The sequence below is a fragment of the Leucobacter salsicius M1-8 genome, assembly GCF_000350525.1.
Lineage (GTDB): Bacteria > Actinomycetota > Actinomycetes > Actinomycetales > Microbacteriaceae > Leucobacter > Leucobacter salsicius.
The window spans coordinates 139,410-163,479 of record NZ_AOCN01000019.1; the positions used below are offsets into that span (position 1 = coordinate 139,410).

General features: G+C 63.8%; 18 protein-coding genes and 3 tRNA genes. 18 read left to right on the plus strand and 3 right to left on the minus strand.

The features are described 5' to 3' along the window. The first annotated feature begins 17 nt into the window (after positions 1 to 17). The 7 genes from C795_RS15605 (at position 18) to C795_RS0108365 (ending at position 8,909) form a co-directional block, all read left to right on the plus strand. On the plus strand, positions 18 to 1,607 hold the full coding sequence (locus C795_RS15605; protein WP_198008451.1) for an amidohydrolase: 1,590 nt from the start codon (positions 18 to 20) through the stop codon (positions 1,605 to 1,607). 34 nt (positions 1,608 to 1,641) lie between these two features. Next, positions 1,642 to 3,291, plus strand: coding sequence for an amidohydrolase (locus C795_RS0108340; protein WP_017793301.1), 1,650 nt, complete (start codon positions 1,642 to 1,644; stop codon positions 3,289 to 3,291). A gap of 104 nt (positions 3,292 to 3,395) precedes the next feature. Next, a complete protein-coding gene (locus tag C795_RS0108345) occupies positions 3,396 to 4,193 on the plus strand; it encodes an ABC transporter ATP-binding protein (protein WP_017793302.1) in 798 nt (265 codons plus the stop codon). Next, entirely contained in the window at positions 4,190 to 5,599 is a 1,410-nt protein-coding gene (locus C795_RS0108350; RefSeq protein ID WP_017793303.1) for an ABC transporter permease, read from the plus strand. Before C795_RS0108345 ends, C795_RS0108350 begins: the two co-directional genes overlap by 4 nt. 70 nt (positions 5,600 to 5,669) lie before the next feature. Beyond that, positions 5,670 to 7,229 carry a leucyl aminopeptidase family protein gene (locus tag C795_RS0108355; protein WP_017793304.1) on the plus strand — a complete coding sequence of 520 codons (1,560 nt, stop codon included), beginning with the start codon at positions 5,670 to 5,672 and terminating at the stop codon, positions 7,227 to 7,229. Positions 7,230 to 7,232: 3 nt separating this feature from the next. After that, positions 7,233 to 8,522, plus strand: a complete 1,290-nt coding sequence (locus tag C795_RS0108360) for a M18 family aminopeptidase (protein WP_017793305.1) — start codon at positions 7,233 to 7,235, stop codon at positions 8,520 to 8,522. 102 nt (positions 8,523 to 8,624) lie between these two features. Next, positions 8,625 to 8,909, plus strand: a complete 285-nt coding sequence (locus C795_RS0108365; RefSeq protein ID WP_017793306.1) for a hypothetical protein — start codon at positions 8,625 to 8,627, stop codon at positions 8,907 to 8,909. A 12-nt stretch (positions 8,910 to 8,921) separates the two neighbouring features. On the opposite strand, the gene C795_RS0108370 is transcribed toward C795_RS0108365, so the two are convergent. After that, positions 8,922 to 9,872: an Lrp/AsnC family transcriptional regulator gene (locus tag C795_RS0108370; RefSeq protein WP_017793307.1), complete on the minus strand. Its 951-nt coding sequence runs from the start codon at positions 9,870 to 9,872 to the stop codon at positions 8,922 to 8,924. Between the two features lie 275 nt (positions 9,873 to 10,147). Here C795_RS0108370 and C795_RS0108375 point away from each other — a divergent pair, with 275 nt between their 5' ends. The 4 genes from C795_RS0108375 to C795_RS0108390 are packed head-to-tail and all read left to right on the plus strand — an operon-like array spanning position 10,148 to position 15,824. Further along, positions 10,148 to 11,512, plus strand: coding sequence for an MFS transporter (locus C795_RS0108375; protein WP_017793308.1), 1,365 nt, complete (start codon positions 10,148 to 10,150; stop codon positions 11,510 to 11,512). Next, entirely contained in the window at positions 11,512 to 13,185 is a 1,674-nt protein-coding gene (locus tag C795_RS0108380) for an amidohydrolase (protein WP_017793309.1), read from the plus strand. The genes C795_RS0108375 and C795_RS0108380 overlap by 1 nt, the downstream gene beginning before the upstream one ends. Before the next feature lie 3 nt (positions 13,186 to 13,188). Next, a complete protein-coding gene (locus C795_RS0108385) occupies positions 13,189 to 14,841 on the plus strand; it encodes a thiamine pyrophosphate-binding protein (protein ID WP_017793310.1) in 1,653 nt (550 codons plus the stop codon). After that, entirely contained in the window at positions 14,838 to 15,824 is a 987-nt protein-coding gene (locus C795_RS0108390) for a C-terminal binding protein (protein ID WP_017793311.1), read from the plus strand. The genes C795_RS0108385 and C795_RS0108390 overlap by 4 nt, the downstream gene beginning before the upstream one ends. A gap of 168 nt (positions 15,825 to 15,992) precedes the next feature. Here C795_RS0108390 and C795_RS0108400 read toward each other — a convergent pair whose 3' ends face one another. Further along, on the minus strand, positions 15,993 to 17,207 hold the full coding sequence (locus tag C795_RS0108400) for an aminotransferase-like domain-containing protein (protein ID WP_157487039.1): 1,215 nt from the start codon (positions 17,205 to 17,207) through the stop codon (positions 15,993 to 15,995). A 244-nt stretch (positions 17,208 to 17,451) separates the two neighbouring features. Here C795_RS0108400 and C795_RS0108405 point away from each other — a divergent pair. The 3 genes from C795_RS0108405 to C795_RS0108415 all read left to right on the plus strand — a co-directional run bounded on the left by C795_RS0108405 (position 17,452) and on the right by C795_RS0108415 (position 17,775). Beyond that, positions 17,452 to 17,524: transfer RNA gene (locus C795_RS0108405), tRNA-Glu, on the plus strand. Between the two features lie 35 nt (positions 17,525 to 17,559). Next, positions 17,560 to 17,636: transfer RNA gene (locus C795_RS0108410), tRNA-Asp, on the plus strand. 66 nt (positions 17,637 to 17,702) lie between these two features. Then, positions 17,703 to 17,775, plus strand: a tRNA-Phe gene (locus tag C795_RS0108415). Positions 17,776 to 17,954: 179 nt separating this feature from the next. Here C795_RS0108415 and C795_RS15610 read toward each other — a convergent pair. Beyond that, the gene (locus tag C795_RS15610) at positions 17,955 to 18,350 is read right to left on the minus strand and encodes a tyrosine-type recombinase/integrase (RefSeq protein WP_083879185.1); all 396 of its coding nucleotides are present in this window, start codon (positions 18,348 to 18,350) and stop codon (positions 17,955 to 17,957) included. A gap of 747 nt (positions 18,351 to 19,097) precedes the next feature. Between C795_RS15610 and C795_RS0108425 the strand changes: the two genes are divergently transcribed. The 4 genes from C795_RS0108425 (at position 19,098) to C795_RS0108440 (ending at position 23,983) form a co-directional block, all read left to right on the plus strand. Then, positions 19,098 to 19,571, plus strand: a complete 474-nt coding sequence (locus C795_RS0108425) for a hypothetical protein (protein WP_157487040.1) — start codon at positions 19,098 to 19,100, stop codon at positions 19,569 to 19,571. Between the two features lie 421 nt (positions 19,572 to 19,992). Next, a complete protein-coding gene (locus C795_RS16915) occupies positions 19,993 to 21,036 on the plus strand; it encodes a protein kinase domain-containing protein (RefSeq protein ID WP_083879187.1) in 1,044 nt (347 codons plus the stop codon). 528 nt (positions 21,037 to 21,564) lie between these two features. Next, positions 21,565 to 23,217, plus strand: a complete 1,653-nt coding sequence (gene istA, locus C795_RS0108435) for an IS21 family transposase (protein ID WP_017791933.1) — start codon at positions 21,565 to 21,567, stop codon at positions 23,215 to 23,217. After that, on the plus strand, positions 23,210 to 23,983 hold the full coding sequence (locus tag C795_RS0108440) for an ATP-binding protein (RefSeq protein WP_017791934.1): 774 nt from the start codon (positions 23,210 to 23,212) through the stop codon (positions 23,981 to 23,983). Before istA ends, C795_RS0108440 begins: the two co-directional genes overlap by 8 nt. Positions 23,984 to 24,070 lie beyond the last annotated feature (87 nt).

Consider the following 24,070-nt stretch of genomic DNA (forward strand, 5'->3'; position numbering starts at 1 on the left):
ACAGATGAGGAATGAACATGCTCGAGCAACAGGTCACGATCTACCGGGCCGGGTCGGCATTCTCGCAGGGCCGTCGCGACATTGAATCGTTTGGGGTTGCCGACGGACGTTTCGTGGCAACGGGTGACCTGGCCGACCTGCGCGACCGGTTCCCTACGGCCCCGGTCGTGGATCTCGGCGGGGCCGTCGTGATCCCGGGCCTGAATGACGCGCATGCGCACCTCGCCGATTCGGTGCAGGGTCGACTTGACCTCGACGTCTCGCCCCGCTTCGCCCCCGACATCGAGAGCCTCATCTCCCTTATCGCGACGCGCGTCAACGGCACCGAGTGGGTGCTCGCCTCGAACTACGATGACTCCCTGACCGGGCTTGTGCACCGCGACCAGCTCGACGCGGCGTTCCCGAACACCCCCGTTCTCGTGCGGCAGGCGTCTGCACACTGGGCGGCGCTCAATACCGCTGCACTCACCGCCCTGGGGGTTGACGAAAGCACTCCCGACATCGCCGGTGGCAGCTACGGCCGGGACGCGTCGGGGCGACTCGACGGGCGCATGTTTGAGCGCGCGCTCCTGGGCCGGTACGTCACCCAGCCAGGGGATCCGCTGCGTCCGATTCCGCTGGCCTCGGCCACCGACCTCGTGAGTTCATATACGGCTGCGCTGCAGGAGTGGAGCTCGTGGGGCATCACCTCGACCTGCGATGCCTTCGTGGGGGCGCAGCAGCTCGCCGTGCACACGGCCGCAAAACAGGCGGGACAGCGACAGGTGCGAGTGGGCATGCTGCTCGCGCAGGAGTGCTATGACGACTACCGCAGCCTCGGACTCGGCACCGACATGGGTGATGAATGGCTGCGCGTGGTGGGTGTTAAAGCATTTGTGGACGGGGCGATCGGTGGCCGAACCTGCCTCGTTTCTGAGCCGTTCTGCGGCACGCACGATCACGGTATGGTGATCTCCTCGGAGGAGGAGCTCTACGCGCTGGTGTCGAAGGTGCACGGCGACGGCAACCGGCTCGGCATCCACGCGAACGGCGACACCGCGATCCGGATGCTGCTCGATGCTTACGAGAGTGCGCAGCGCGAGGTGCCGGGGCGCGTGCGGCACCGGATCGAGCACTGCAGCATCGTGGACGACGAGATCGTGGCTCGGATCGCCCGGCTGGGGCTCATCGTGACCCCGTTCTCGCGCTACGCGAGCTTCTATGGTGGCCGCCTTGAGCAGTGGTACGGCGCCGAGCGTACGGAGCGCATGTTCGCGCACCGCAAGTTTCTCGATGCGGGAGTTACGGTGGCGGCCTCGACCGACTACCCGGCGAGTCCGCTCTCCCCGTTCGCCGCGATTCAGTCGATGGTGACGCGCACGGGCGACGACGGCGCAGCCGTGGGCCGCTCGCAGACGATCTCGGTCGAAGAGGCGCTGGCCGTGTACACCACCGGTTCCGCCACGGCGACCGGGGAGGAGGCCACAAAGGGACGCATCGAACCCGGGTACCTCGCTGACTTCGTCGTGCTTGACCAGGACCCGCGATCGATCGATCCCGCCGCGATCTCTGGGATCACCGCTGAACGCACCTTCGTGGGCGGCGCTCAGGTGCACGGCGACGCATAGCGGTCGAGGTGACGAGGAGATACAGAGGCGCAACATGCGAATTGACACCATCATCGAGAATGCTCGGATCACCACGGTCGACCCGGGACGTCCCCGCGCACAGCGGGTGGGAATACTGGGAGGCCGCATCGTCGGGTTTGATGAGGAACTTGAGGGCGTCACCGCCGACAGCCGCATCGATCTCGGCGGGGCGCCCGTCGTACCCGGGTTCAACGACGCCCACTTTCACTTTTCCATGGTGGGGCTCGAGATGACGCAGCTCGACATCTCACCCACGGTGGCCCCCACACTCGAGGTGCTTTACCAGCGCGTTGAGGAGTTTGCGGGCACGCGGCCCGAGGGTGCGTGGGTGCGCGCTCAGGGATACGACCAGAACAAGCTGGGGCAACACCCGGATCGTGAGGTGCTCGACCGCATCGCGGGCGGCAGGCCCGTCTATCTGCAGCACAGTTCGCATCACATGGCGGTCGCCAACACTGCCGCGTTTGCCCTGGCGGGGTACCCAGATCTGACACGCATCACCGCGCCTGACGGGGGCAGCCTCGGCTTCGATGAGCGCGGGCGGTTTACCGGGCTGATCCAGGAGCAGGCGATGGACCTCGTCGCGCACGTGTTTCGACCCCTGCAGCACGAGGAGCTCATCGAAGGCCTGGATGCCGCCTCGCAGTGGTGTCTGCGCAACGGCCTCACGAGCGCGAGCGAACCGGGAGTGGGCGGCCGCATGATTGGCTACGGGCCCGCCGACATTCACGCGTTTCAGACGGCTCGCGACCGTGGCCTCCTCAAGACCCGGCTCACGCTCATGCCGTACATGGACGCGATGCACGGGCTTGGTCCGGTGGGTGGGCGAGATGGTTGGGGGCTCGACCACGGGATTCGGAGCGGGCTGGGAGATGAGTGGCTGCGTATCGGCCCGGTCAAGGTGCTGAGCGACGGGTCGCTCGTGGGGCGCACCGCCGCCATGTGCTGCGACTACCAAGATGCTCCGCGCAATGCGGGCTACCTGCAACAGGACCAGGACACGCTGCAAGCCAACATCGTGGCCGCGCACACGAACGGCTGGCAGATCGCGGCCCACGCGATCGGCGACCGGGCACTCGATGTCGTGCTCGACGCATTCGCAGCGGGGCAAGCGGAAGCCCCGCGCGCGAACACGCGGCACCGGATCGAGCACGTCGCGGTCGCGTCTGACGAACAGGTGGCACGAATTATCGCGGGCGGTCACGTGCCCGTTCCTCAGGGGCGCTTCATCTCCGTGCTTGGGGACGGGTTCCAGGCCGCACTGGGAACGGAGCGGTTGGAGCTCGCGTACCGCATGCGGAGCTTTGTAGACGGGGGAGTCGAGCTGCCCGGATCGACTGACGCCCCGGTCGTCACCGGAGAGCCGCTGCCGAGTCTGCACGACATGGTGAACCGGCGTTCTGAACGAGGGAACCCGGTGGGGTTGAGAGAAGCACTGACTCCCGGGCAGGCGTTGCGGGCCTACACGCACGGTTCGGCCTACGCCGTGCACGAGGAGCACTACAAGGGCATGCTTGTGCGAGGGAACCTGGCCGACCTGGTGGTGCTGTCTGACGAGATCGCCGGAGTCGCCCCTGAGCGCATCAAGAATATTGAGGTGCGCGCGACCATGGTGGACGGCCTTTTTCAGTATGACGCGGAGGGTGTGCTCGCCCCGGCGTAGCACTCGGTCTAGGCCCGGGGCCTGAATGAGTGCGGTACCGGGGTGCCACCAGGCTGGCACCCCGGGCCGATGCGAGAGGCCCCTGAGATTTCTAGCCTGGAATCATGAACATTCAGTCAAGCGACATCGGTGTGGTCGCACGCGTCACGCACCTCAGCAAGCACTTCGGCACAGGCCCACAAAAGGTCACCGCGCTCGATGGCGTCTCGATCGGCATCGGCCGCGGGCAGTTCACCGCGATCATGGGGCCCTCGGGGTCGGGCAAATCGACGCTGATGCACGTCATGGCGGGTCTCGACACCGCAAGTGAAGGGCAAGTGTGGCTGGGGAACGACGAGATCACACGCCTGGGCGACGCTGAACTCACCAAGCTGCGCCGGCGCCGGATCGGGTCCGTGTTTCAGTCGTTCAACCTCGTGCCCACGCTCGACGTGATGGGCAATCTGCGACTCCCGTTTGAGCTCGATGGCCGCAAGCCCGACGCGAGCGAGCGCGCCCGCATCGAGGCGCTGATTGACGCGCTCGGGCTGCGTGAGCGACTCGGCCACCGGCCGCATCAGCTCTCGGGCGGCCAGCAGCAGCGGGTGGCGATTGCCCGCGCGCTCGCCACCCGCCCCGACGTCATCTTTGCCGACGAGCCGACCGGCGCCCTCGACTCCCGCACCGGCCGCGACGTGCTGCAGCTGCTGCGCTCGGCAGCCACCGAGACCGGGCAGAGCATCGCGATGGTCACCCACGACCCCGTGGCAGCGAGCTACGCCGACCGCATCCTGTTTCTCGCGGACGGGCAGATCGTGTCCGACCGCGGCGCGATGACGGCCGCCGACATCTCGGCGACCATGCTGGGGCTCGAGCACCACGGTACGCAGAGCGGCAACGGCACTCGGGCGGTGAACGCGTGAACACTGGATCCACGCTCAGAGAGCACGCCGCCACCATCATCGTCACGGCGCTGAGCTCGCTCTTCGCGGTCACGCTGATTCTCACGACCGGCCTCATGACCGCGGCCATTGATCCGGCCCTGGCCGAAGAATCGGCCACCTTCAAGGCGACCCTGCTCATCGTGTCGGCGATCTTCATCATGATTGCGCTGTACGTCGGCGCGATCGTGACCGCGAACACGTTTGCGACGATCATTGCGGGTCGCACCCGCACGATCGCGCTGCTACGGCTCGTGGGGGCCACCTCCGCGCGCGTTCGCACACGGGTGGCGGCCGAGGGGCTGCTCATGGGGACCATCGGTTCCGTCATCGGGCTGATCCTCGCGACCGGCCTGGTGGCGGGCGCGATTCAGTGGGGGACGGGGGCCTGGGGTGGCGGGCCCGCAATCTTGCCCGCGGGCCGCGACTACCCGCTGTTTGATCCCCTCGTGATCGGTGCCGTCGCCACTGTCGCGCTCACGACCTGGGTGGCCGCCTGGGCCGGATCGCGCCGCGTCGGCGCCGTCTCGCCGATCGCCGCCACCGGTGCGGCGGTCGAACTCACTCCCGAGCAGGCGAAGGGACGCACCGGCCGCACAGTGATCTCGATCCTGTTTCTGGCGGGCGGTGCGGTGCTGCTTGCCCTCGGACTGCTGCTCAGCCTGGGATCGCCCCTCGCGATCCTCGTTTCATTCTTTGGCGGCCTGTTCTCCTTCACCGGTATCGCCATCGGAGCCCACTTTGTGATGCCACCGCTGCTGAAGCTCACCGGCCGCCTATTGGGCCGAGGCCCGGTGGGATCGATCGCCGCGGGTAACGCCGTGCGGTTCCCCGAGCGTAGCGCCCGTTCAACGATTGGCCTCGTCATCGGCGTGACCCTCGTCACCATGTTCGCCGTCGCGCTCGAGAGCTACAAGGACATGGCGCTGCAGGCCTTCGGGGCCGCGCAGCAAGACATCGAGGTACTCAACCAGACCATGGCGATCACGACGGGAGTGCTCGTGGGGCTGGTCGGGTTCTCCGCGATCATCGCCGCGATCGGGCTCGTCAACACGCTCTCGCTCAGCGTGCTGCAGCGCACCCGCGAACTCGGGCTGCTGCGCGCCCTCGGCTTCACGAGCGGGCAGGTGCGACGCATGGTGATTGCCGAGAGTGTGCAGATGGTGGTCGCGTCCCTGGGACTGGGGCTCGTGCTGGGCGTGTTGTACGGGTGGATCGCAGCGCAATCGCTCTTCGGTGCGAGCCTGGGCCTCGCGGCACCGTCAATTCCGCTGCCGATCGTTGCTGGCGTCGCCGGGTTCGGGGTGCTGCTCGCCATCGGCGCCGCGGTAGTCCCGGCGCAGCGCGCGATCCGGATCTCGCCCGTCGCCGCGCTCGCCGCCGCCTGATCCTGGGGCCCCTGTGAGCCGGGCGCGAACAGACAGGCCTCGCGCGAGACCGCGGCGATAGGGTGGAGCCATGAGCGTCCAGATTGATTCTGCCTTCGATCCCGTCCCCTCCCTCTCGCACGCTACGCGCGTGAGCCTGACCACAGAGCCCGCCACAGGCCCCGGCGCACAGGCGGTTTTCGTGCCCGCCGAGGGCGACCTGCCCGCAGCCGTCGGCACGCTCGATCGCGACGCGCTCGCCGCCGCGGGGTTCAAGGCTGGCTCCAAGCAGACGCTGGTGCTGCCCGGCAGCCCCCTGACCGTGCTCGTCGGCACCGGCAAGAACGGTATCGAGACCGACGCCGAACTGCGCGACGCAGTTGCCGCCTTCACGCGCGCCGCCCGCGAGATCGGCCACCTGTCGGTTGACCTCAGCGAGCTGATCGCCGAGGGTGACTGGGATGCGGGCGTGGCCGTGCAGGCCGCGATCGAGGGTGCTGCCCTCGCACGCTACCGCTATGACGCGCTGAAGAGCGAGCCCATCACCGCCCCGCTCGAGGAGCTCTCGCTGCAGGTGCCCACCGAGTTCATCGAGGAAGCCGAGCAAGGTGTCGCGCGTGGACTCGTGCTCGCACGTACCGCATCGATCGCTCGCGACGTCGCGAACACCCCGCCGCGTCACCTGAACGCCGACAAGTTCGCCGAGGTCGTGGAGCAGGTCGCCCCCGAGTTTGGCCTGGACGTCGAGGTCTTCGACCTGGCCCAGATTGAAGAGATGGGCCTCGGCGGCCTGCTCGGCGTCAACGCAGGCAGCATCGAAGAGCCGCGCATGATCAAGATCTCGTACCGCCCCGCCGACCCCGAGGGCCACCTCGCGCTCATCGGTAAGGGCATCATGTATGACTCGGGTGGCATCAGCCTGAAGCCCTCGAACGCGATGCACGCTGCCATGAAGTTCGACATGATGGGCGCGGGTGCCGTGTTCGCCGCAATGACGTCCTTCGCTGAGCTCGGCGTGCAGAGCGCTGTCACCGGCTGGCTCATGTGCACCGACAACATGCCCTCGGGTAGCGCGATGAAGCTCGGTGACGTGCTCACGATGCGTGGCGGCAAGACCGTCGAGGTCAAGAACACCGACGCTGAGGGTCGCCTCGTGATGGCTGACGGCCTCGTGCTCGCCACCGAGGACACCTCGGTCTCGGGTCAGCGCCCCGACGCCATCGTCGACATTGCGACCCTCACGGGCGCGGTCATGGGGGCGCTCGGCACCCGCACCGCGGGCATGCTCGCGAACAACGACCAGATTGCCGCGCAGCTCGAAGCCGCGGCCGAGGCGAGCGACGAAAACATCTGGCGCCTGCCGCTCGATCACCGCTACCGCGAGCAGCTCAAGTCAAACGTCGCCGACATGTCGAACATCGGCGGCTCGTATGGCGGCGTGATCCTCGCGGCACTGTTCCTCAACGAGTTCGTTGACGGCACGCCCTGGGGCCACCTCGACATCGCGGGCACCATGCAGTCCGAGAGCGACGATCTGTGGCGTTCGGTCGGCTCAACCGGTTTCGGTGCGCGTCTGCTCGCCGAGTTCGCTGCCGCGTTCGAGGCACCCGAGGCCGCTGAGGGCACCGACACAGACGCGAGCGCCGAGTAGCCCATGACCGATCTGCTGCACGACCAGGGCGCGTACATTGACGCAATGGGCGCGTACGTCGCAGACGCTCCCAGCTCTTACCACGCGGCGCGGGCCGGGGCCGCGATGCTGTTCGCCGCGGGCTTCGTTGCCCACGATGAGACCGCAGCCTGGGCTTCAGTCACCGATGGGGAGCGCGGGTTTGTGGTGCGTGACGGCGCGATCATTGCCTGGCGTGCCGGATCGGGCGTCGTGCCGACGAGCCCCGTTCGTATTCTCGGGGCTCACACCGACTCGCCTGGCTTTATGCTCAAGCCGCAGCCCGACTTCACGGCTGACGGCTGGGCACAGGCCGGTGTCGAGGTGTACGGCGGGCCACTGCTGAACTCTTGGCTCGACCGCGACCTCGGGTTTGCGGGCCGCGTCGTAACACGCGACGGTGCCGAGCACCTTGTGTGTACGGGCGCTGTGGCGCGCATCCCCCAGCTCGCGATTCATCTCGACCGCGAGGCCAATACCGGGCTCGCGCTCGATCGCCAGCGGCACACTCAGCCTGTGCTGGCGACCGGGGCGGGGGTCTCGGTGTTCGAGCTCCTGGCTGATTCGATTGGCAGCGATGTTGCCGCGAGCGACATCGTCGGCACGGACGTGCGGCTCTTCGACACTCAGCCCGCGGCGCGCATTGGTGCCAAGGGTGAGTTCCTGGCGTCGGCGCGCATGGACAATCTGAGTTCGACCTTCGCCGGCCTCGTGGCGCTGATCGAGCAGGAGCCCGCCCCGGGCACTATCTCGATGCTGGCCGCGTTCGACCACGAAGAACTCGGGTCAGACACGCGATCGGGCGCAAGCGGGCCGTTTCTCGCCGAGGTGCTCGATCGGTTGCGCGCAGGGCTAGGCTCGACCGTTGAAGACACCGCGCGGGCAAACTCTGCCTCGTGGTGCATTTCAGCAGACGCGGGGCACTCGGTACACCCGAACTACCCCGAGAAGCACGACCCGCGGGTGCGTCCGCTCGCAGGGCGCGGACCGATGCTGAAGATTAATGCGAACCAGCGCTATGCGAGCGACGCCCACGGCGCCGCCCTCTGGCAGAGCGCGTGTGATGCCGCGGGCGTCGCGACGCAGCCCTTCGTGTCGAACAATACGGTGCCCTGCGGGTCGACGATCGGGCCACTGACGGCGACCCGGCTGGGTATTCGCACGGTCGACGTGGGGGTGCCGCTGCTGTCGATGCACTCCGCTCGCGAGCTCGCGCACGTCGACGATCTGCACGGTCTGGCCCGTGTGATCGGCGCGTTTTTCGCCGGAGCATAGTGAACCTGGTCACGGCATAACCTGTCGTGACCAGGCCGCCTGCAGCAAGGCGCGCCGGGATGCCTCTAGGCTGCAACCCTCTTGATTCGCTAGGATCGAGCCATGAGTGAGATGCAGCAGACGGGGAGCGGCGGTGTTGCCCTCTCTCGGGAGACCCTTTCGCCGAGCGTGCAGCGCATCGGCAACCGCGACATTGAGTTCACCTACTTGGGTACCAATGCCGATGGTCAGCCCACGTGGATCATGTGGGCGCCGAGCGAGCCCTACCTCATTGGCATGCTGTGCCAGGGGCGCATGGGATACCACTTCGAGCAGCGCACCAGCACGGGCGTGCTGTTGCACGAGAACATCTCGTTGAGTCGCGTGCAGCGCGCTCTCGGCGGCTGAGGATCGCGCCTTTTACGGTTCGCGTTTGTGCGTAATCGCGCGCTCGTAGTTCTCTTTCACGATGTTGAAGTGGGCCCAGGTGTCCACTGCGCTGACGCTTTCTAACGCGCGCAGCCCCTCGACGACGGCCAACAGCTGAGCCGTGTCGGGCCCCTCTATCGTGGCAATGAAGTCGAACCGGCCGTAGGCACGGGCAGCGAAGTTCACATCGCTCGCGCTGAGCAGGTACTCACGGATCTCGGTGGAATCGCCTCGGGCGTTGATGCCCAGGCCAATTGCTCGGCGTGATCTGCCGAGCTGGCCCGAGGTGATCGCCGAGATTCGCACGGCCCCCGAATCGACCAGCTTGTTGATGCGTGCCCGCACCGCGGTGGGGGACAAGTGAATCGAGTCGGCCAGCGTGCGAAAGCTGAGCCTGCCGTCGCGTTGCAGCAGCTCGATGAGCTCGGTGTCCAACGCGTCGATCGCAGTGGGTTCGCGACGAGACGAGACGAAGAATCCCGTCATGATCTCGGTGTAGCGAGACACGTTGACGCTGCGCACTCCGGGAATGGCGCGCACTTGATCGAGCACCCGGTGAAGCTCATCCTCGTCGTGTTGTCGGGATTCGAAGACCAGGGGCAGCGGGCCGCTCGTCATCGACACGAACACCGCGTTCGGAATGTCGGCGATGCGATTGGCGACCGGTTCAACGGGGCCGTCGACCTGGACCGTTGAGTTAGTGAGTACGTGGTGCCCCGCAAAGTGCGGGTCAATCGCGGCGACGACGCGCACGCCCTCTTCATTGAGGAGCCGCTGGAGTCGCGCCGAGGTGGAGTCCCGGGAGATACCCAGCACGCTGGACAACTCGTGGATGGTCGCGCGTCCATTGATCTGCAGCGCGTGAATGAGCGCCGCATCAATTTCGTCGAAGGAAGCGCTTGCGCGTGACGGGATGGACGACGTGCGTGGTGCATGTTCCATGTAGATTCCATTTCGTGTGCCCGCACCGCGGAGGTCGCTGAACCGCGCCAAATAGGCCGGAATGCGTGACTGTACAGGCAAATCTGAAGACAGGCAACGTGTTCGGGACAAGTTCTTGGTTAAGTGCGTGCTCTCGCACGCATAACGAGCGTAGCCGAGTGATCCTACGAAGTAAATGAGGTGGACGGAAGTGTTGGGGCGGCATAGAGTCGCAGACGTTCGCGCACACGGAAACATCGTGTGACGCGCCTCTCTTTGAAGCGAAGGAGCTTTACATGTCCTCAACAACAGCGCCAGTCCCGGAGCGTACGCACAAACGCGCGCTTCGCGGCGGCTTTGCTGCCTTGGTCGGCACCTCGATCGAGTGGTACGACTTCTACATCTACGCGACCGCAGCAGCGATCATCTTCCCGCACGTGTTCTTCCCCGCGGATCTTGATCCGGCACTCGCAACCCTCGCCTCATTTGGCACGTACGCGGTTGCGTTCTTTATGCGTCCGCTCGGCGGAATCATCTTCGGCCACATGGGCGACAAGCTCGGCCGCAAGCCCGCGCTGACGATCACGCTGATCCTGATGGGCATCGCGACCACCCTCGTGGGCCTGCTGCCCAGCTACGGCACGATCGGCATGTGGGCTCCGGTCCTGCTCATTCTCTGCCGCATGGTGCAGGGTCTCGCCGTGGGTGGCGAGTGGGGTGGCGCAAGCCTCATGGCCGTTGAGAGCGCTCCCGCGAAGTGGAAGAACTTCTACGGTGGCTTCACCCAGGTCGGCAACCCGCTGGGTGCCCTCATGGCGACCGGCGCGTTCCTGATCCTCGGTTCGTTCGGCACCGAGTTCATGCTCGACTGGGGCTGGCGCCTGCCGTTCCTGTTCAGCATCGTGCTGATCGGTGTGGGTTTCTGGGTTCGCTTCAAGGTCGAGGAGACCCCGGTCTTCGAGGCCAAGGTCGAGGGCCAGGAACAGTCCAGCCCCCTCCTCTTCTCGCTCAAGAACAACTGGTTCCCCATTCTCATGGGCTTCCTGATCATCGCGATGTCGTCGGGCGGCTACGTGCTCGCGACCACGTTCGTGCAGAACTACGCGGACACCCCTGAGATCGGTCTCGACCCGATGATCCTGCTCGGCGCCATGACCGTCGCCTCACTGGTCGAGATGATCGTCACCCTGCCCATCGCGGCCCTCGGTGACAAGATCGGCTCCAAGATGGTCATGTACCTCGGCATCATCCCGTCCTTCCTCGTCATGATTCCGCTCGTGATGTCGATCCAGGCCAAGAACGTCGCCCTGATCTGGGTCTTCGTGATCCTGATCCGCGTGACCCTCAGCGGCGCATGGGCTCCGCTGTCCACGCTCATGGCGCAGATGTTCCGCCCGCAGGGCCGCTACACCTCGATGTCGCTGTCGTACGGTGTCGGCGCTGCAGTCTGGGGCGGCCTCTCGCCCGTCATCGCTTCGACGCTGCTCGTCGTCACCGGCGGCAACTTCTGGTCGGTCGTTGCGTTCTTCGGCGTGCTCACTGTGGCGGCCTTCATCGGCGTCAAGTTCGCGCCGCAGCACTCTGACATGGCACCCGTCACCAAATCTTTCAAGGCCCGCCTTGACACCACCCACATTGATACCAACGGAGGAACCAAGTAATGCGCACGCTCGCAACCTACGACGCACGCGACTCGCAGCCCACGATCGTCACCGCGGCACAGATCCTCACGGTCGATGCCGAGAACCCGACGGCCGAGGCGATGTTCACCGCTGGCGGCAAGATCCTCGCAATCGGCACGCTCGCCGACGTTGAAGCAGCCGCGGCAGCCGCTGGTGTGGAGCCGGTGCGTGCCGACTACCCCGGCGCCACGATTGTGCCCGGGTTTATCGATGCGCACGCTCACCCCCTCATGTACGGGCAGCTGCTCACCTGGGTTGACGTCAACCCGGCCCACGCGGCTTCTATCCCCGAGATCGTGGAGCTCATGCGCGAGGGCGCCAAGAAGCTGCCCGCGGGCGTGCCCGTGCGTGGCTATGGCTACGAGCAGCGCAACCTCGAAGAGCGCCGCCACCCCACCCGGTTCGAGCTCGACGAGATCGCGAACGACCGCGAGGTGTACATCATGAACGCGTCGGGTCACGGCGGCGTCGTGAACACCTTCACGCTCGACAAGTACGGCATCACGAAGGACACCCCCAACCCCGAGGGTGGCGAGTTCTTCCGCGACGCCGAAGGCGAGCTCACGGGCGAGCTGTCTGACGCGGCGTGCAACGTGCTCACCGGCTTGCACGGTGTGAAGATCGGCCACCACGGCCCCAACTTCCACCTCGGTGACGAGCCCGCCGAGCACCAGCGCCAGCTCGACCTCGTGCAGCGCGAGTTCCTCGCCGGCGGCGTCACCGCAATCGGCGACGCCCAGGTGTCACAGCGCGAGATGGCGGCTTACCTGGAGATGGCGAACCGCGGAGCGCTCAACATGCGTGTCTCGGCCTACTTCCTGTCGCACCTGCTCGACCAGGTCATCGACCTCGGCATCACGGGCCCGTTCGGCAACGCGTTCCTCTCGGCAGCTGGCATCAAGCTGTACGCCGACGGCACGCTGGGTGGCTGGACCGCCTACTTCCCCGAGGGCTACGCCGAGGATCCCTGCCGCAAGGGTCAGCTGTACCACGAGCCTGCCGAATACACCGAGCTCGTGCGCAAGGCTCACGCTGCTGGGCTGCAGACCGCGACCCACGCACAGTCGCCCGTCGCCATCAAGATGGTCGTCGATGCGATTGAAGCGGCGCTCGAGGAACGCCCCGATGCAGACGCACGCCACCGCATCGAGCACTGTGGCCTTCCCGCAGCAGAAGAGATCACGCGCATGGCCAAGCTCGGCATCCGCCCGGTCAACCAGACGCAGCACTACTACAACTGGGGTGAGGGCGTCGAGCAGGCGATCGGCACCCCCGGTGAGCGATTCAACCCGCTCGGCGAGTTCCTCGAGGCTGGCGTGGCCGTCACGATTTCGTCTGACGCCCCCGTCGCGGAGCCCCGCCCGCTCGAGGCGATCCAGGCCGCGGTCACCCGCGTCACTCGCCGCGGGCACAAGCTCGGCCCCGACTCGCTGCGCATTAGCGCAGCGGAGGCCCTCAAGGGGCACACCCTTGAGGGTGCCGTATCGATCGGCCGTGAGAACGAGCTCGGCTCGCTCGAGGCTGGTAAGCGCGCCGACTTCGTCGTGCTCGCGGGCAATCCGCTTGAGATCGACGGCGCAGAAATTTCGCAGATCCCGGTCCTCGAGACCTGGGTTGACGGCACGAAGCGGTTCGCCGCTGAAGGAGCGTAGGTCATGACGCAGATCACCGAAAGCATAAAGAAGGTCACCACCGGTTGGCTCGTGATGGAGACCATCGCGGGGTACGGAGTGGACGCCATCTTCGGCATCCCCGGCACGCACAATCTCGAGTTCTACCGGCCGCTGTCGGCGCTCGGCATTCGCCCCGTGACCACGCGCCACGAGCAGGGCGCGGGCTACGGCTCCGACGGTTGGTCATTGCAGACGGGTAAGCCCGGCGTCGTGATCACGACGAGCGGCCCCGGCCTGCTCAACGCGCTCTCGGCCGCGGGTACTTCGTACTGCGAGTCGCGCCCGATGATCATTCTGGCTCCCGGCCCCGCCCGCGGCGCCGAGTTCGCCGACAAGGGCACGCTGCACGAGACGAAGGACCAGCTCGCTGCCGCGGCTGCCATCGTCGAGTGGGGCCGCCGGGTGCAGACCGCTGAAGAGGCGGTGCAGGCCGTGCACGACGCGTTTGAGCTGTTCGCGACCACGCGCCCCCGCCCGGTCTACATCGAAGTGCCGCTCGACCTCCTCGAAGAGGAGGCCGACATTGCGGCCGAGGTGATCGCCCCGCGCGAGTTTGCCGCGATCGCTGCGCCGGATCAGGCGCTCGTCGCCGAGGCCGCCAAGCTGCTCGCTAGCGCCAAGGATCCCGTCATCCTCGCGGGTGGCGGCTCACGCCAGGCAGCTGCCGAGCTGCGTGCGGTTGCTGAACGCCTGCAGGCGCCCGTCGTGTCGACGCTCAACGCGAAGGGTGTGCTTGACGAGCGTCATCCGCTCGCCATCGGCTCGGCACTGCGCCTGGCCGCGGCCCGCGAGCGCGCACAGAACGCTGACGTGCTGCTCGTTGTCGGCTCGAAGCTGGGCGAGGCCGAGCTGTGGGTTGAGGCGCTCGAGGCGCGGGGCACTGTGATCCGGATCGACCTGCTCGAGACTCAGCTGGGCAAGAACCAGCGTGCGGACGTGGGCATTGTGGGCGAGGCTCGGGCGACGCTCGCCGCGATCGATGCCGAGCTCGCCGCAAGCGAGCTGGCTCCCCGCGACGCGACGGCTGCGGCCGCAAGCGTCGAGGCGACCCGCGCCGCCGTGCGCGCAGAGTCGTTCGAGCTGTCGGCCACGAACACCTTGCTGGCCGAGGCCATCGCTGCCGCGCTGCCCGAGAACGCGATCGTCTCGACCGATTCGTCGCAGATCGCGTACTGGGGTCTGCTCAACACGCTGCGCGTTTCGACGCCCAACTCGACGCCCTACATGGCGACGTACGCGACCCTGGGTTACGGTCTGCCCTCGGCCCTCGGTGCGCGTATTGCCGCTCCGGATCGCCCCGCGTTCACCGTGACCGGAGACGGTGCGCTGATGTTCTCGATGAACGAGTTCATCACCGTCATCGAGCAGAAGCTCGACGTCACTGTGATCGTGGTGGACAACGGTGGTTACGCCGAGATCAAGCAGAACGAGCTTGACGCCGAGATCGCGCCCGTGGGCGTCGACCTCGTGCAGCCCGATTGGGCCGCGGTCGCGACCGCGTTCGGCGGTAACGGCCAGCGTGCGGCGAATACGGCCGAGCTGGCTGCCGCGGTCACCGCCGCGGTTGCCGGTGGTGGCCTGCAGTTGATCCACATCGACCAGGCAACGTTCGACGCATCGGAGGCCGCCGCATGAGCGCCGTGAAGCCGCTCGCGGTGTACACCGACGCCGACGACACCGACATCACGCCGGGCGTTGCCCTACTCGAGGCCGCCGGCTTCGAGGTGCGGGTGCTGAACACGCGCGATGCGCAGGAGATTATTGCTGGCGCGCAGGGTGCGACCGTGCTCCTGCCGGGGTACGCCTCGGTCACCCGCGAGATCATCGAGGCACTGCCCGAGCTCAAGATCATCGCGCTGATGTCGATGGGCTTTGACTACGTCGACATCGATGCCGCCACCGAGCACGGTGTGTGGGTAACCAATGTGCCGGGGGCCGCGACTGAAGAGGTCGCCACCCACGCGCTCGCGCTCACGCTCCACGCCGTGCGCCAGCTCGACTTCTACCTGGAGTCGGCCAAGCCTGCGACCTGGAACGATCGCGCCCCCGTGGCACCACCGCGCATGAGCGAACTGACGCTCGGCGTCGTTGGGCTCGGCAAGATCGGCCGCGAGTTCATTCGCCTCGCCGGTCCCTTGTTCGGTCGCATCCTCGGCTATGATCCGATGCTCCCCGACACCCCTGAGGTGCAGGCTGACCTCGCTGCGGCCGGCGTGACCCGGGCGACGCTTGAGGAGGTGCAGGCGCAGGCCAACGTGCTGACGCTACACCTGCCGCTGTTCCCCGCGACCGCCAACATGGTCAACGCTGAGTTCATCGCGGGCATGCCTGCGGGCTCGGTCATCGTGAACGTGTCGCGCGGCGGCCTCATCGATAGCGCGGCCCTCGCGGCTGCGCTCGACTCGGGCCACCTCTCGGCGGCTGCGCTCGACGTGCTGGAGGAGGAGCCGCCCTCGGCCTCCCATCCGCTCGTGGGACGCAAGGATGTCGTGCTCACCCCGCACATCGCGTACTTCTCGGCGCGCACCGAGATCGAGTACGTGCGCATCCAAGCACAGAACGCCGCTTCGCTGGTGACGTCGGGTGCGCCCGATTCGCCGGTGAACAAGCTGGCGTAGCGCTCGCTGCCCGCAGCAACACTTGGTACCCAAAGGCCTCCCGCCTCGGTCGCTCTGACTGAGGCGGGAGGCCTTTTGCGTGGGACTGGGTTCGACGGGAGGCCCATCATCACACCAGCGCGCCGCTGGGTGGCCCCGATCAGAGGCCCTGTGCGCCCCGCTGAGCGGCTAACGCGAGGAAAGTCGGGCTGTGGCCCGGCCAAGCCGAACGAGACCCTCACGGATCCGATCCGGTGCTTCGAGCGAGAATGAGAATCGCAGGTTCCGAGCGCCGCTACCATCGGCGAAGAAACCTGACCCCGGAATAAACACGACACCCTCCTCGACGGCGAGGTCGAAGAGCTCGTCGGCGCTCACCCCGTCGGGCAGCGTCGCCCAGACGAAGAAGCCGCCGCTCGGGCCCGTCCAGGTGCTGCCCGCGGGCAGAGCTGCGGGCAGCGCCCGCAGCAGCGCATCAGCTCGCTCACGGTAGCGGTCGATGGTCTTGCTGAGGGTTGCCCGCCAGTCGAAGTCGCGCAAGTAGGCGAGCGCGAGATGCTGGCTCAACATCGATGCATGAATGACGGCGGATTCGGACAACAGCTGCAGTCGCTCGCGCACCGCAGCCGGCGCGGTGAGCCAGCCGATGCGAATGCCGGGGGAGAAGATCTTGCTCATCGACCCGAGGTAGATGACCGAATCATCAAAGGACCTGATAGCGGGGATATGTTCGCCCTCGAACCGGACGAGCCCGTATGGGTCGTCTTCGATGACAGTGATGCCCGCGTCGCGGCAGATCTGCGCGATGATCGGGCGGCGCTCAGCAGACAGTGTGATACCGGAGGGGTTGTTAAAATTTGGAATCGTGTAGAGCGCTTTGACGATGCGACCGGCAGCGCGCAGTTCGGTGATGCGGCGTTCGAGCTCTGCAGGGATGAGGCCGTCCTCGTCACACATGACATGCTCCACTGCGACCTCGAGCCCCATGAACGTGCTGATGGCGCCCACGTAGGTGGGAGCCTCGGCAAGAATGACGTCACCCGGGTCGCACAGCATCGCCGTAACGAGCTCGATACCCAATTGGGACCCCGCGGTGATGAGGATGTCCTCGGGGCCTGAGGCGACTCCTGCGGTGCTCATGAGTTGCGCGAGCTCCTCTCGCAGCGGGAGGATGCCGGATCCGGCGCCGTACTGCAACACCTCAGCGCCCTGCGCACTGATGAGCCGTGACGCGGCCTGCCCCAGCTCGTTGAGCGGGAGCGCTGTGAGATCGGGGTTGCCGCCCGCAAGGGAGATGATGCCGGGCTCCATCGACACGTCCCATACCGACCGCACAGGGGAGGGGCGAAAGAAGCGCTCACGTCGGGCAAAGTGAGGCAGGGGTGTGGGGAAGTTCGAAGTCATGGGCTCTTGTCATCTCGATCGGTCTGCCGGCCCAGTCCAGTGGCGACCGGGCATGCTCCCATGCTGACACAGAAAGCAAACAACTCAACCGTGCGGCATTCGGAGGAGAAGAACGGCGGAATCTCGCGAAATTTGGGTTGCGACATGCCCGGGAGTCAACATTTTGGGGCCTCGATTTGCCGAGGTGCGATCTGGTCGCGTAAAGTCATATCTTGTTAGCGAGGAAGTCAAACGAAATCGCTTCGGCCCCATCGTTTAGTGGCCTAGGACACCGCCCTTTCACGGCGGCAGCACGGGTTCGAATCCCGTTGGGGTCACTGATGAACTTGCTAACACACAATTTAATACGTAAGGCCCTGTAGCGCAGTTGGTTAGCGCGCCGCCCTGTCACGGCGGAGGTCGCGGGTTCAAGTCCCGTCAGGGTCGCCAGATGAAGAGCCCTTCTAACGGAAGGGCTTCTTCGTCTCAGGTGACATGTTCTTGAATGAGTCGCCTGGCTCTGTAGCTCAGTTGGTAGAGCGTTCGACTGAAAATCGAAAGGTCACCGGATCGATGCCGGTCGGAGCCACGTAGCGGAGATTACACCGCTACTGAACCCCCGTGTAGCTTCTACATCACGGGGGTTCTTTTATTTGTGTGACCAGGTGTTTTGCTTTCTGGTGCTGAATGATCGAGGATCGTTCGATGCAAAATCGAAAGGTCGCTCTCAAATCTTTCAGTCGAGCACCCCGCATAAACCCCGCACATTCAAAATAAGCCGTTGGGACCTTTCTGCATGGTCTCGGCGGCTTTCTTGCTTCCCGTCTGCTTCGCCATGTAGATGTCCTGCGTGATTGACGGGTTCGCCTGGCACAGGTACTCCGCGATGTCGCGAGCTGAAAGGCCGGCGGCATCGAGCATCGTTGCGACCGTTTTGCGGAAGCTGTGTGTGGACAGCTCGGGGTAGCCGAGTGCATCGCGGCGGTCGCGGATCTCACGTTGTGTGTTTGACGGATCTCGAAGCTTCATGAGGGGCGTCGGGAAAAGCAAGGTGCTCTGTCCCTCAATTCTTACTTGGCGGTGCTTCAGGAGTTCGATTGTGGCCACTGGTAGCGGAGTTGTGCGTGCCAAGTCCGCTGTATTGGGGAAGAGCTGCGTGGTCATGCCATTTTTTGGGAGGCGATTCGCGATTGAATTTGTTGTCTAGAACACGAACTCGATCAGCTCGACCGTGTCTCTCTCCTTCAGGCGCGAGTCATTCTGCACCTAGGCAGTTCCTTGTGTACGACGGGACAGTGCCCATCCCTTAGATACGGGACTGGCCCTCGTAGACGTTGCGAACCATACCTACAGTTGCAGCGATTGAAAACACTGACACGCAGCACGGAAAACCGTGCAATCTGGCCGAGGAGGCCAATTCCATTCCAGGAGAGTTCACCAACACGCGCTTACCCGGTTTCAGCTGCGAGGCTCAATGGGTCGAGCGGATGAGGCAGCTGGTAACGCGGCGATGGCGAGTTTCGTCTCGCTGCTGTAGAAGAACGCGATCAACCGCAAAGTGTGGACTGCGAGGCAAGAGTCATGGCTCGAGATCGTTGTTGGATCGAAGGCAAGCACCACCGGGAATGACGCCGCGTGGATTATAGAAGCTAATTCAGGTCGAGTTTGAATCGGTTAATCCACGCAGCGCCGCACTCGCGGCGTGATGATAGGCCCGAGTCAATCAACGCTCAGCATATCCTTCGACTGCAGAGCGCTGATGCCCTAAAGGTTGGGGAGACTTCTACAGATGAAGTCCGAAATATCGGTGAGAACACTTAGACTGAGGGAAGCTTTCGTTGCGCCGTGTATAGCTGTCCGGAATCTACTTCCGAGTTGCCCCGAGTTACTCGCGAAACCGTGGTGCGTTGGATGGCTGGTTTTGCCGGAAAGGGAAAAATGGATCTCGCTGAATTAGTTCTCCACGGGAACAATAACGTTCGAGCGCACGACGAGGTTGCGGAGCTCGCTTCTTCGGCACGTTCCTTTCTCGAGTGCGTCGACGGATGGGACTCGTTCACGGTCGAAGCAGCCAGCCCTGCAGCTGAGCGGGTGCTTGGTGCCGCGATGATGTTAAACCCAGAACTCTGTGGAGGCCGGTCCCGCCGAACAGTCATTCTCGACGTTAACATCGCCAGCGGCACCTCAATTGCGAACGCTGCGCGACGAATCCGGGAGCATATTGACGTCGAATGGCTTATTGCTGTGGCCATCAATTCTCTCACGGACATTGACATGCGATGGGGGGTCGAAGGCATCGATTCATTGTTCGTATGCCGGCAGGTGTCAGAGCTTCGCGAGAGCAGCCAGAGCGCCTACGACAGCATCAGAGTTCGAGCCAGCTGAGGCAATCTGATCCCGTAGCTCTTCGAACCGAGTCTTTGTGATTCCGAACGACTTCGGGGCACCCGCAGGATCGACGGTAGCGACAGCGACGCCCAACGCTTCGCGAAGTACGTACAGTATCGCTCCCTCACAGTGTGCTCTAGAGAAAGATGCTTTGTTGCGCCGGGCTACCGGTGGAGTGCCAGCGATGCGGATGCCGGACCCCTCGAGATCGAAAGAAGTGAGTCTGCTGTTTAAAGCGAGTGCTAGATCTACCGCTTGCTCAGCAGGCTCAACCGAGGTAGTTCGGAGCTCAAACTTATCCACGTAAGTTGGCTCCTCAAGTGTTCCGTCAAGTATGACGGCATGAATCCGGGGCTGCTTCCCGTTTGGGACGACGACTACTCCAATTACGCTCATAGATGACAGTATCCTTGCTTTGATGAGCAGTTCAACTCTTCCCACGGGAACCACTGTCAATGACAGGTATGTCTTACAACGTAAGCTTGGCTCTGACGGAGACGTGTACGAGGCCCACGACCGTCATCTCAACCAGACGGTTGCATTCAAGCTTCTCCACCAGGAGAACAGCTCCCCACAGTCGTGGGATGAGGCTCGCCGCCTAGAGCAGCTGAGAAACCGTTTCATCATTCCCGTCATCAACGCCGATGTCGTAGCCAACAGCGACCTTCGCTACATCGTAACTCGGTTGCTCCCTATCGGTGATCTCGAATCTGAAGCAGCACCAAACGGAATCTCCACGGCTCTCGCAGTTCGGTACGGGGCTCACCTCGCTACAGCCGTCGTTGCAGTACACGCAGCAGGCATGGTTCACCGCGACATCAAACCGGCAAATGCGCTCCTTGACGGGGATATTGCGCACTTGTCTGACTTTGAGTACTGCTGCATCCTCGACGAGAACGGGGAAGCGCCACGTGATGGCAGTTGGTGCACCCTTGCTCCTGAAGTGGCCATGGATGACGGCGTGTGCACTGTCGCCTCTGACGTGTACTCACTCTCTGCAACAGTCTTTTATCTGTTGTCAGGCGAGTACCCCGTCGACCCGCATCTTCCACGAGCAGAACAGAAACTACTCATCGCGGCCGGCGACGTGAGATCTCTTGCAGACATTGCCCCGCATGTTCCTCGAGCCGTCTCGAGCGTTATCAAGCGTGGAATGGGTGTTGACCCTGCCGCTCGACATCCTTCTGCTGAAAGCTTTGCAAACGCGCTAGCTACGGCCATTGGCCGCCGACGCAGCTGGCACCGGATCACCCACTTGGGGCACACCTTTTGCGCAGAGAGTGTCGGGCAGAACAACCGAAAGTCGCTCGGCGTATGTGCTAGTTCAGTTCCTAATGGAAAAGTGAAGGTGCACGCATTTTACCTCGGCTCGAAACGAGCAGTGTCAGGGACGCCTGCCCGTGTTGTGCGTGCGGGAGAACTGGCTCCAGCACTTCGCAGTATGTTTGTAAAACTGAACTGAACTGAACTGAACTGAACTGAATTGTAATTGTAAGGAAGGCCTGAGCTTGTGCGCGCAAGTTCGCCGACCGCACTGGTATACAAAGAAAGAACGGTACGTCCGGACCTGTGAAATCTCGGCCCCGATCTAGCCCAGAAAACAGGATGTCGAGCTGCAAGGTCTACGTTCCTCAGATCAGCGCACCACTGGCACTCAAATCCGCTCCCTACCAGACTTTGTATCTTCGCAACTACAGATTTACATACACAGAGCGTAAGAAGACTCAACACCAAGGCCTACCTTGGTGTTGATGTAATAACGGACTTCCGGGTTTGGGACGTAGGAAGACAACGTCAAGAACCATTCCTGATAGACAGTCGAGCCTCATGACTAACATGCTCATCCCGCTGTTTAGAAGGCGCTTCGGAAAGCGCGTGTGCAACGATCGGAAAGCATTGATGTAAGCATCGGGTAGCGCTCTCGATGGCTTCTGGCTGAGGATGGCTCTTACCCTGGCGACGAGTGTTCGCTGGGGCGAGAGGAATTCTAATGACGGATTATCGGCAGCTGATGCTGCTTTTGATAGAAAAACGCTCTTACCGGGAGATTGCTACGCGGCTGGGCTGCTCGCAGCGCACGATCGCTAAGGTACGCCGCGTGCTCGACGAGCAGCAACTCGTCGGCAGTGAACAGGTTGCGGCGTTGGCGCTGGAAGAAATCGACGGGCTCTTCTCCGACGGACGCAAGAGCGCAGCGGACGGGTTTGTGCCAGTGGACATCGACAAGGTGGTCCAGTCGAGGTTAGGGCGGAAGAAACCGCCGTTGAAAGTACTCTGGGCCAAATACCTGCAAACAGATGCTCCTGCTGGGGTACGCCATTACGGGTACGAGCGGTTCTGCCAGATTATTGCTGAGTATGTACGCGTGAGAGACCTCACCGCCCCGATCAAGCATGTGCCCGGGCATACGATGCAAGTCGATTGGGCGGGCACCCGCATGCAGATCATCGACCCGATCAGTCGAGCAACCACCCCGGTGTCGGTGTTCGTCGCGTCACTGCCGTACTCCGGACTCGTGTTCGCGTATGGCTACCTCGATGAGAAACAACCTGCCTGGCATGACGCTCACCGACGCGCATTCGAGTACGTGAACGGTGTCACCCTGCTGGTCGTGCCCGACAACGCTTCGACGGCATCGAACCAGATCAGCAAGGCCTCGCGTGCTCGTGACGTGAACGGCTCCTATGCGGAGTTTCTCGAGCATTACCGGACCGCTGCTGTTCCCACGAGGTCAGCTGCTCCAAGAGATAAAGGGAACGTCGAAGCTGGGGTGAAAGTCGTCACGAATTGGGTCATTCACTACCTCAATGATCAAGTGTTCGCGTCACTCGATGATCTCAACGGAGCAGTCGCAGAGCGTGTGGAATGGATCAACCGCAGGATCCCGTTCCGGGGTGAACAGCGCAGCCGGATGGACTGGTTTGAGGAGGCCGAGAGGACGGGTCTCCTCGAGTTGCCAGCTCAGAGATGGGAGCCGGTGGTGTGGCGCAAAGCAAAAGTACATCGCGACTGGCATGTCCAGATCGACACCATCAAGTACTCAGTTCCGTACGAGTTCGCTGGCCTGAACGTCGACGTGCGTATCGTCGGCGAACAACTCGATGTGCTTGCTGATGGCGCAGTGATTGCGACGCATCAGCGCGGCAGCCATCGGAACGGGTATGTCACCGATGCTGAACATGCGCCCGCCTATCTGGAAGAAACGGCGGGGCTCTGGACGCGCGCCTATTTTCTCAGACAGGCCGCGAAAGTAGGGCCCGGAACGGTCGCCGCGCTCACGAGGCTGCTCGATGGGAAGAAGATCGAGGCACAAGGGTTCCGGTCATGCATGAACATCCTCGATCTCGGGAAGCGGGGCAGCCGGCAGCAGCTCGAACGCGCCTGCAAACAGCTCACCGATAACGACGCACACAGGCAGATCAGTTATACCGCCGTGAAACACGCGCTGGCAGTTGTCAGAGCTGAGCAAGACGAGCGCCCCCAAATCATACGATCAGGTGCGAGGACAACGGGGACCGAATCTCCTCACTCGCGTCGAATCGCTGGCCGCGACACGAGCGGCGCGCATCTGGCAGGGCCCGGGGCGTTCAGCCTCGAAGCACTCACCGGCATCCAGCCAGGAGCGGAGGGGGCCGATGTTTGAGCAGCACCTCACTGAGGACGACATGCCCCTGTTCACCAAACTGCGATTGACAGCATTTGGTGAAACCGTCATTAACATCGCGAACGATCCCTCGTTTGATGAGTGGTCGTTCTCGCAGAAGATCAGGCACGCGCTGAATCAAGAGACCGAGGCTCGGGGTGAGCGTCGTATGTTGAAACTGTTGAAAGCGTCGCGCACCCCGAACCCTGCCGCCTGTGTCGAGGACATCCACTACCTCGACGGCCGCTCGTTACACCGTGAAGTAATTGCCAGACTTGCTGCATGTAGATGGGTAGATCACTGCACAAACCTTGTCATTCTCGGGTCATCGAGCGTGGGAAAATCATACCTCGCGCAAGCAATGGTGAATGCAGCCTGCCGCCGTGATTACACGGCAAGGTATTACCGGTTGGATGACCTCGCGAACCAGCTCGCGGTCTATCACCACACCGATCCAGCCAGGTTGAAGTTCTTACAAGACCTCCATGCCTGCGACGCGTTAGTCCTGGATGACTTTCTCACGACGCCGATCAGTAGTGAGACCGCTGCCGAGGTCCTCAATATTCTCGCCGCGAGGGAGGGCCGGGGCGCGACCGTGGTGACGAGTCAGTTCGATCCCGAGGACTGGTACAAATCACTTCATGATGCAGTGGTCGCGGAGTCAATATTGAATCGGATCGTGTCGAACGCAGAGATCGTGCAGTTGGCCGGCCCGAACATGCGTAGGCACACGGTCACTGGCATCGATAGCGGGCTTGAGGTATAGCTCAAGGGTCATGCGTGGGTGCAGCGAGCACTTTACGGTCGTTGCACCCACGCTTTCCGATCGTTACACACGCGCTTTCCGAAACGT

Bases quoted from the DNA above. Each gene is read 5' to 3' on its own strand.
- C795_RS15605 (WP_198008451.1), top strand. From the start codon at position 18: ATGCTCGAGCAACAGGTCACGATCTACCGGGCCGGGTCGGCATTCTCG.
- C795_RS0108340 (WP_017793301.1), top strand. From the start codon at position 1,642: ATGCGAATTGACACCATCATCGAGAATGCTCGGATCACCACGGTCGAC.
- C795_RS0108345 (WP_017793302.1), top strand. From the start codon at position 3,396: ATGAACATTCAGTCAAGCGACATCGGTGTGGTCGCACGCGTCACGCAC.
- C795_RS0108355 (WP_017793304.1), top strand. From the start codon at position 5,670: ATGAGCGTCCAGATTGATTCTGCCTTCGATCCCGTCCCCTCCCTCTCG.
- C795_RS0108360 (WP_017793305.1), top strand. From the start codon at position 7,233: ATGACCGATCTGCTGCACGACCAGGGCGCGTACATTGACGCAATGGGC.
- C795_RS0108365 (WP_017793306.1), top strand. From the start codon at position 8,625: ATGAGTGAGATGCAGCAGACGGGGAGCGGCGGTGTTGCCCTCTCTCGG.
- C795_RS0108370 (WP_017793307.1), bottom strand. From the start codon at position 9,872: ATGGAACATGCACCACGCACGTCGTCCATCCCGTCACGCGCAAGCGCT.
- C795_RS0108375 (WP_017793308.1), top strand. From the start codon at position 10,148: ATGTCCTCAACAACAGCGCCAGTCCCGGAGCGTACGCACAAACGCGCG.
- C795_RS0108380 (WP_017793309.1), top strand. From the start codon at position 11,512: ATGCGCACGCTCGCAACCTACGACGCACGCGACTCGCAGCCCACGATC.
- C795_RS0108385 (WP_017793310.1), top strand. From the start codon at position 13,189: ATGACGCAGATCACCGAAAGCATAAAGAAGGTCACCACCGGTTGGCTC.
- C795_RS0108390 (WP_017793311.1), top strand. From the start codon at position 14,838: ATGAGCGCCGTGAAGCCGCTCGCGGTGTACACCGACGCCGACGACACC.
- C795_RS0108400 (WP_157487039.1), bottom strand. From the start codon at position 17,207: ATGACTTCGAACTTCCCCACACCCCTGCCTCACTTTGCCCGACGTGAG.
- C795_RS15610 (WP_083879185.1), bottom strand. From the start codon at position 18,350: ATGACCACGCAGCTCTTCCCCAATACAGCGGACTTGGCACGCACAACT.
- C795_RS0108425 (WP_157487040.1), top strand. From the start codon at position 19,098: ATGGCTGGTTTTGCCGGAAAGGGAAAAATGGATCTCGCTGAATTAGTT.
- C795_RS16915 (WP_083879187.1), top strand. From the start codon at position 19,993: ATGAGCAGTTCAACTCTTCCCACGGGAACCACTGTCAATGACAGGTAT.
- istA (WP_017791933.1), top strand. From the start codon at position 21,565: ATGACGGATTATCGGCAGCTGATGCTGCTTTTGATAGAAAAACGCTCT.
- C795_RS0108440 (WP_017791934.1), top strand. From the start codon at position 23,210: ATGTTTGAGCAGCACCTCACTGAGGACGACATGCCCCTGTTCACCAAA.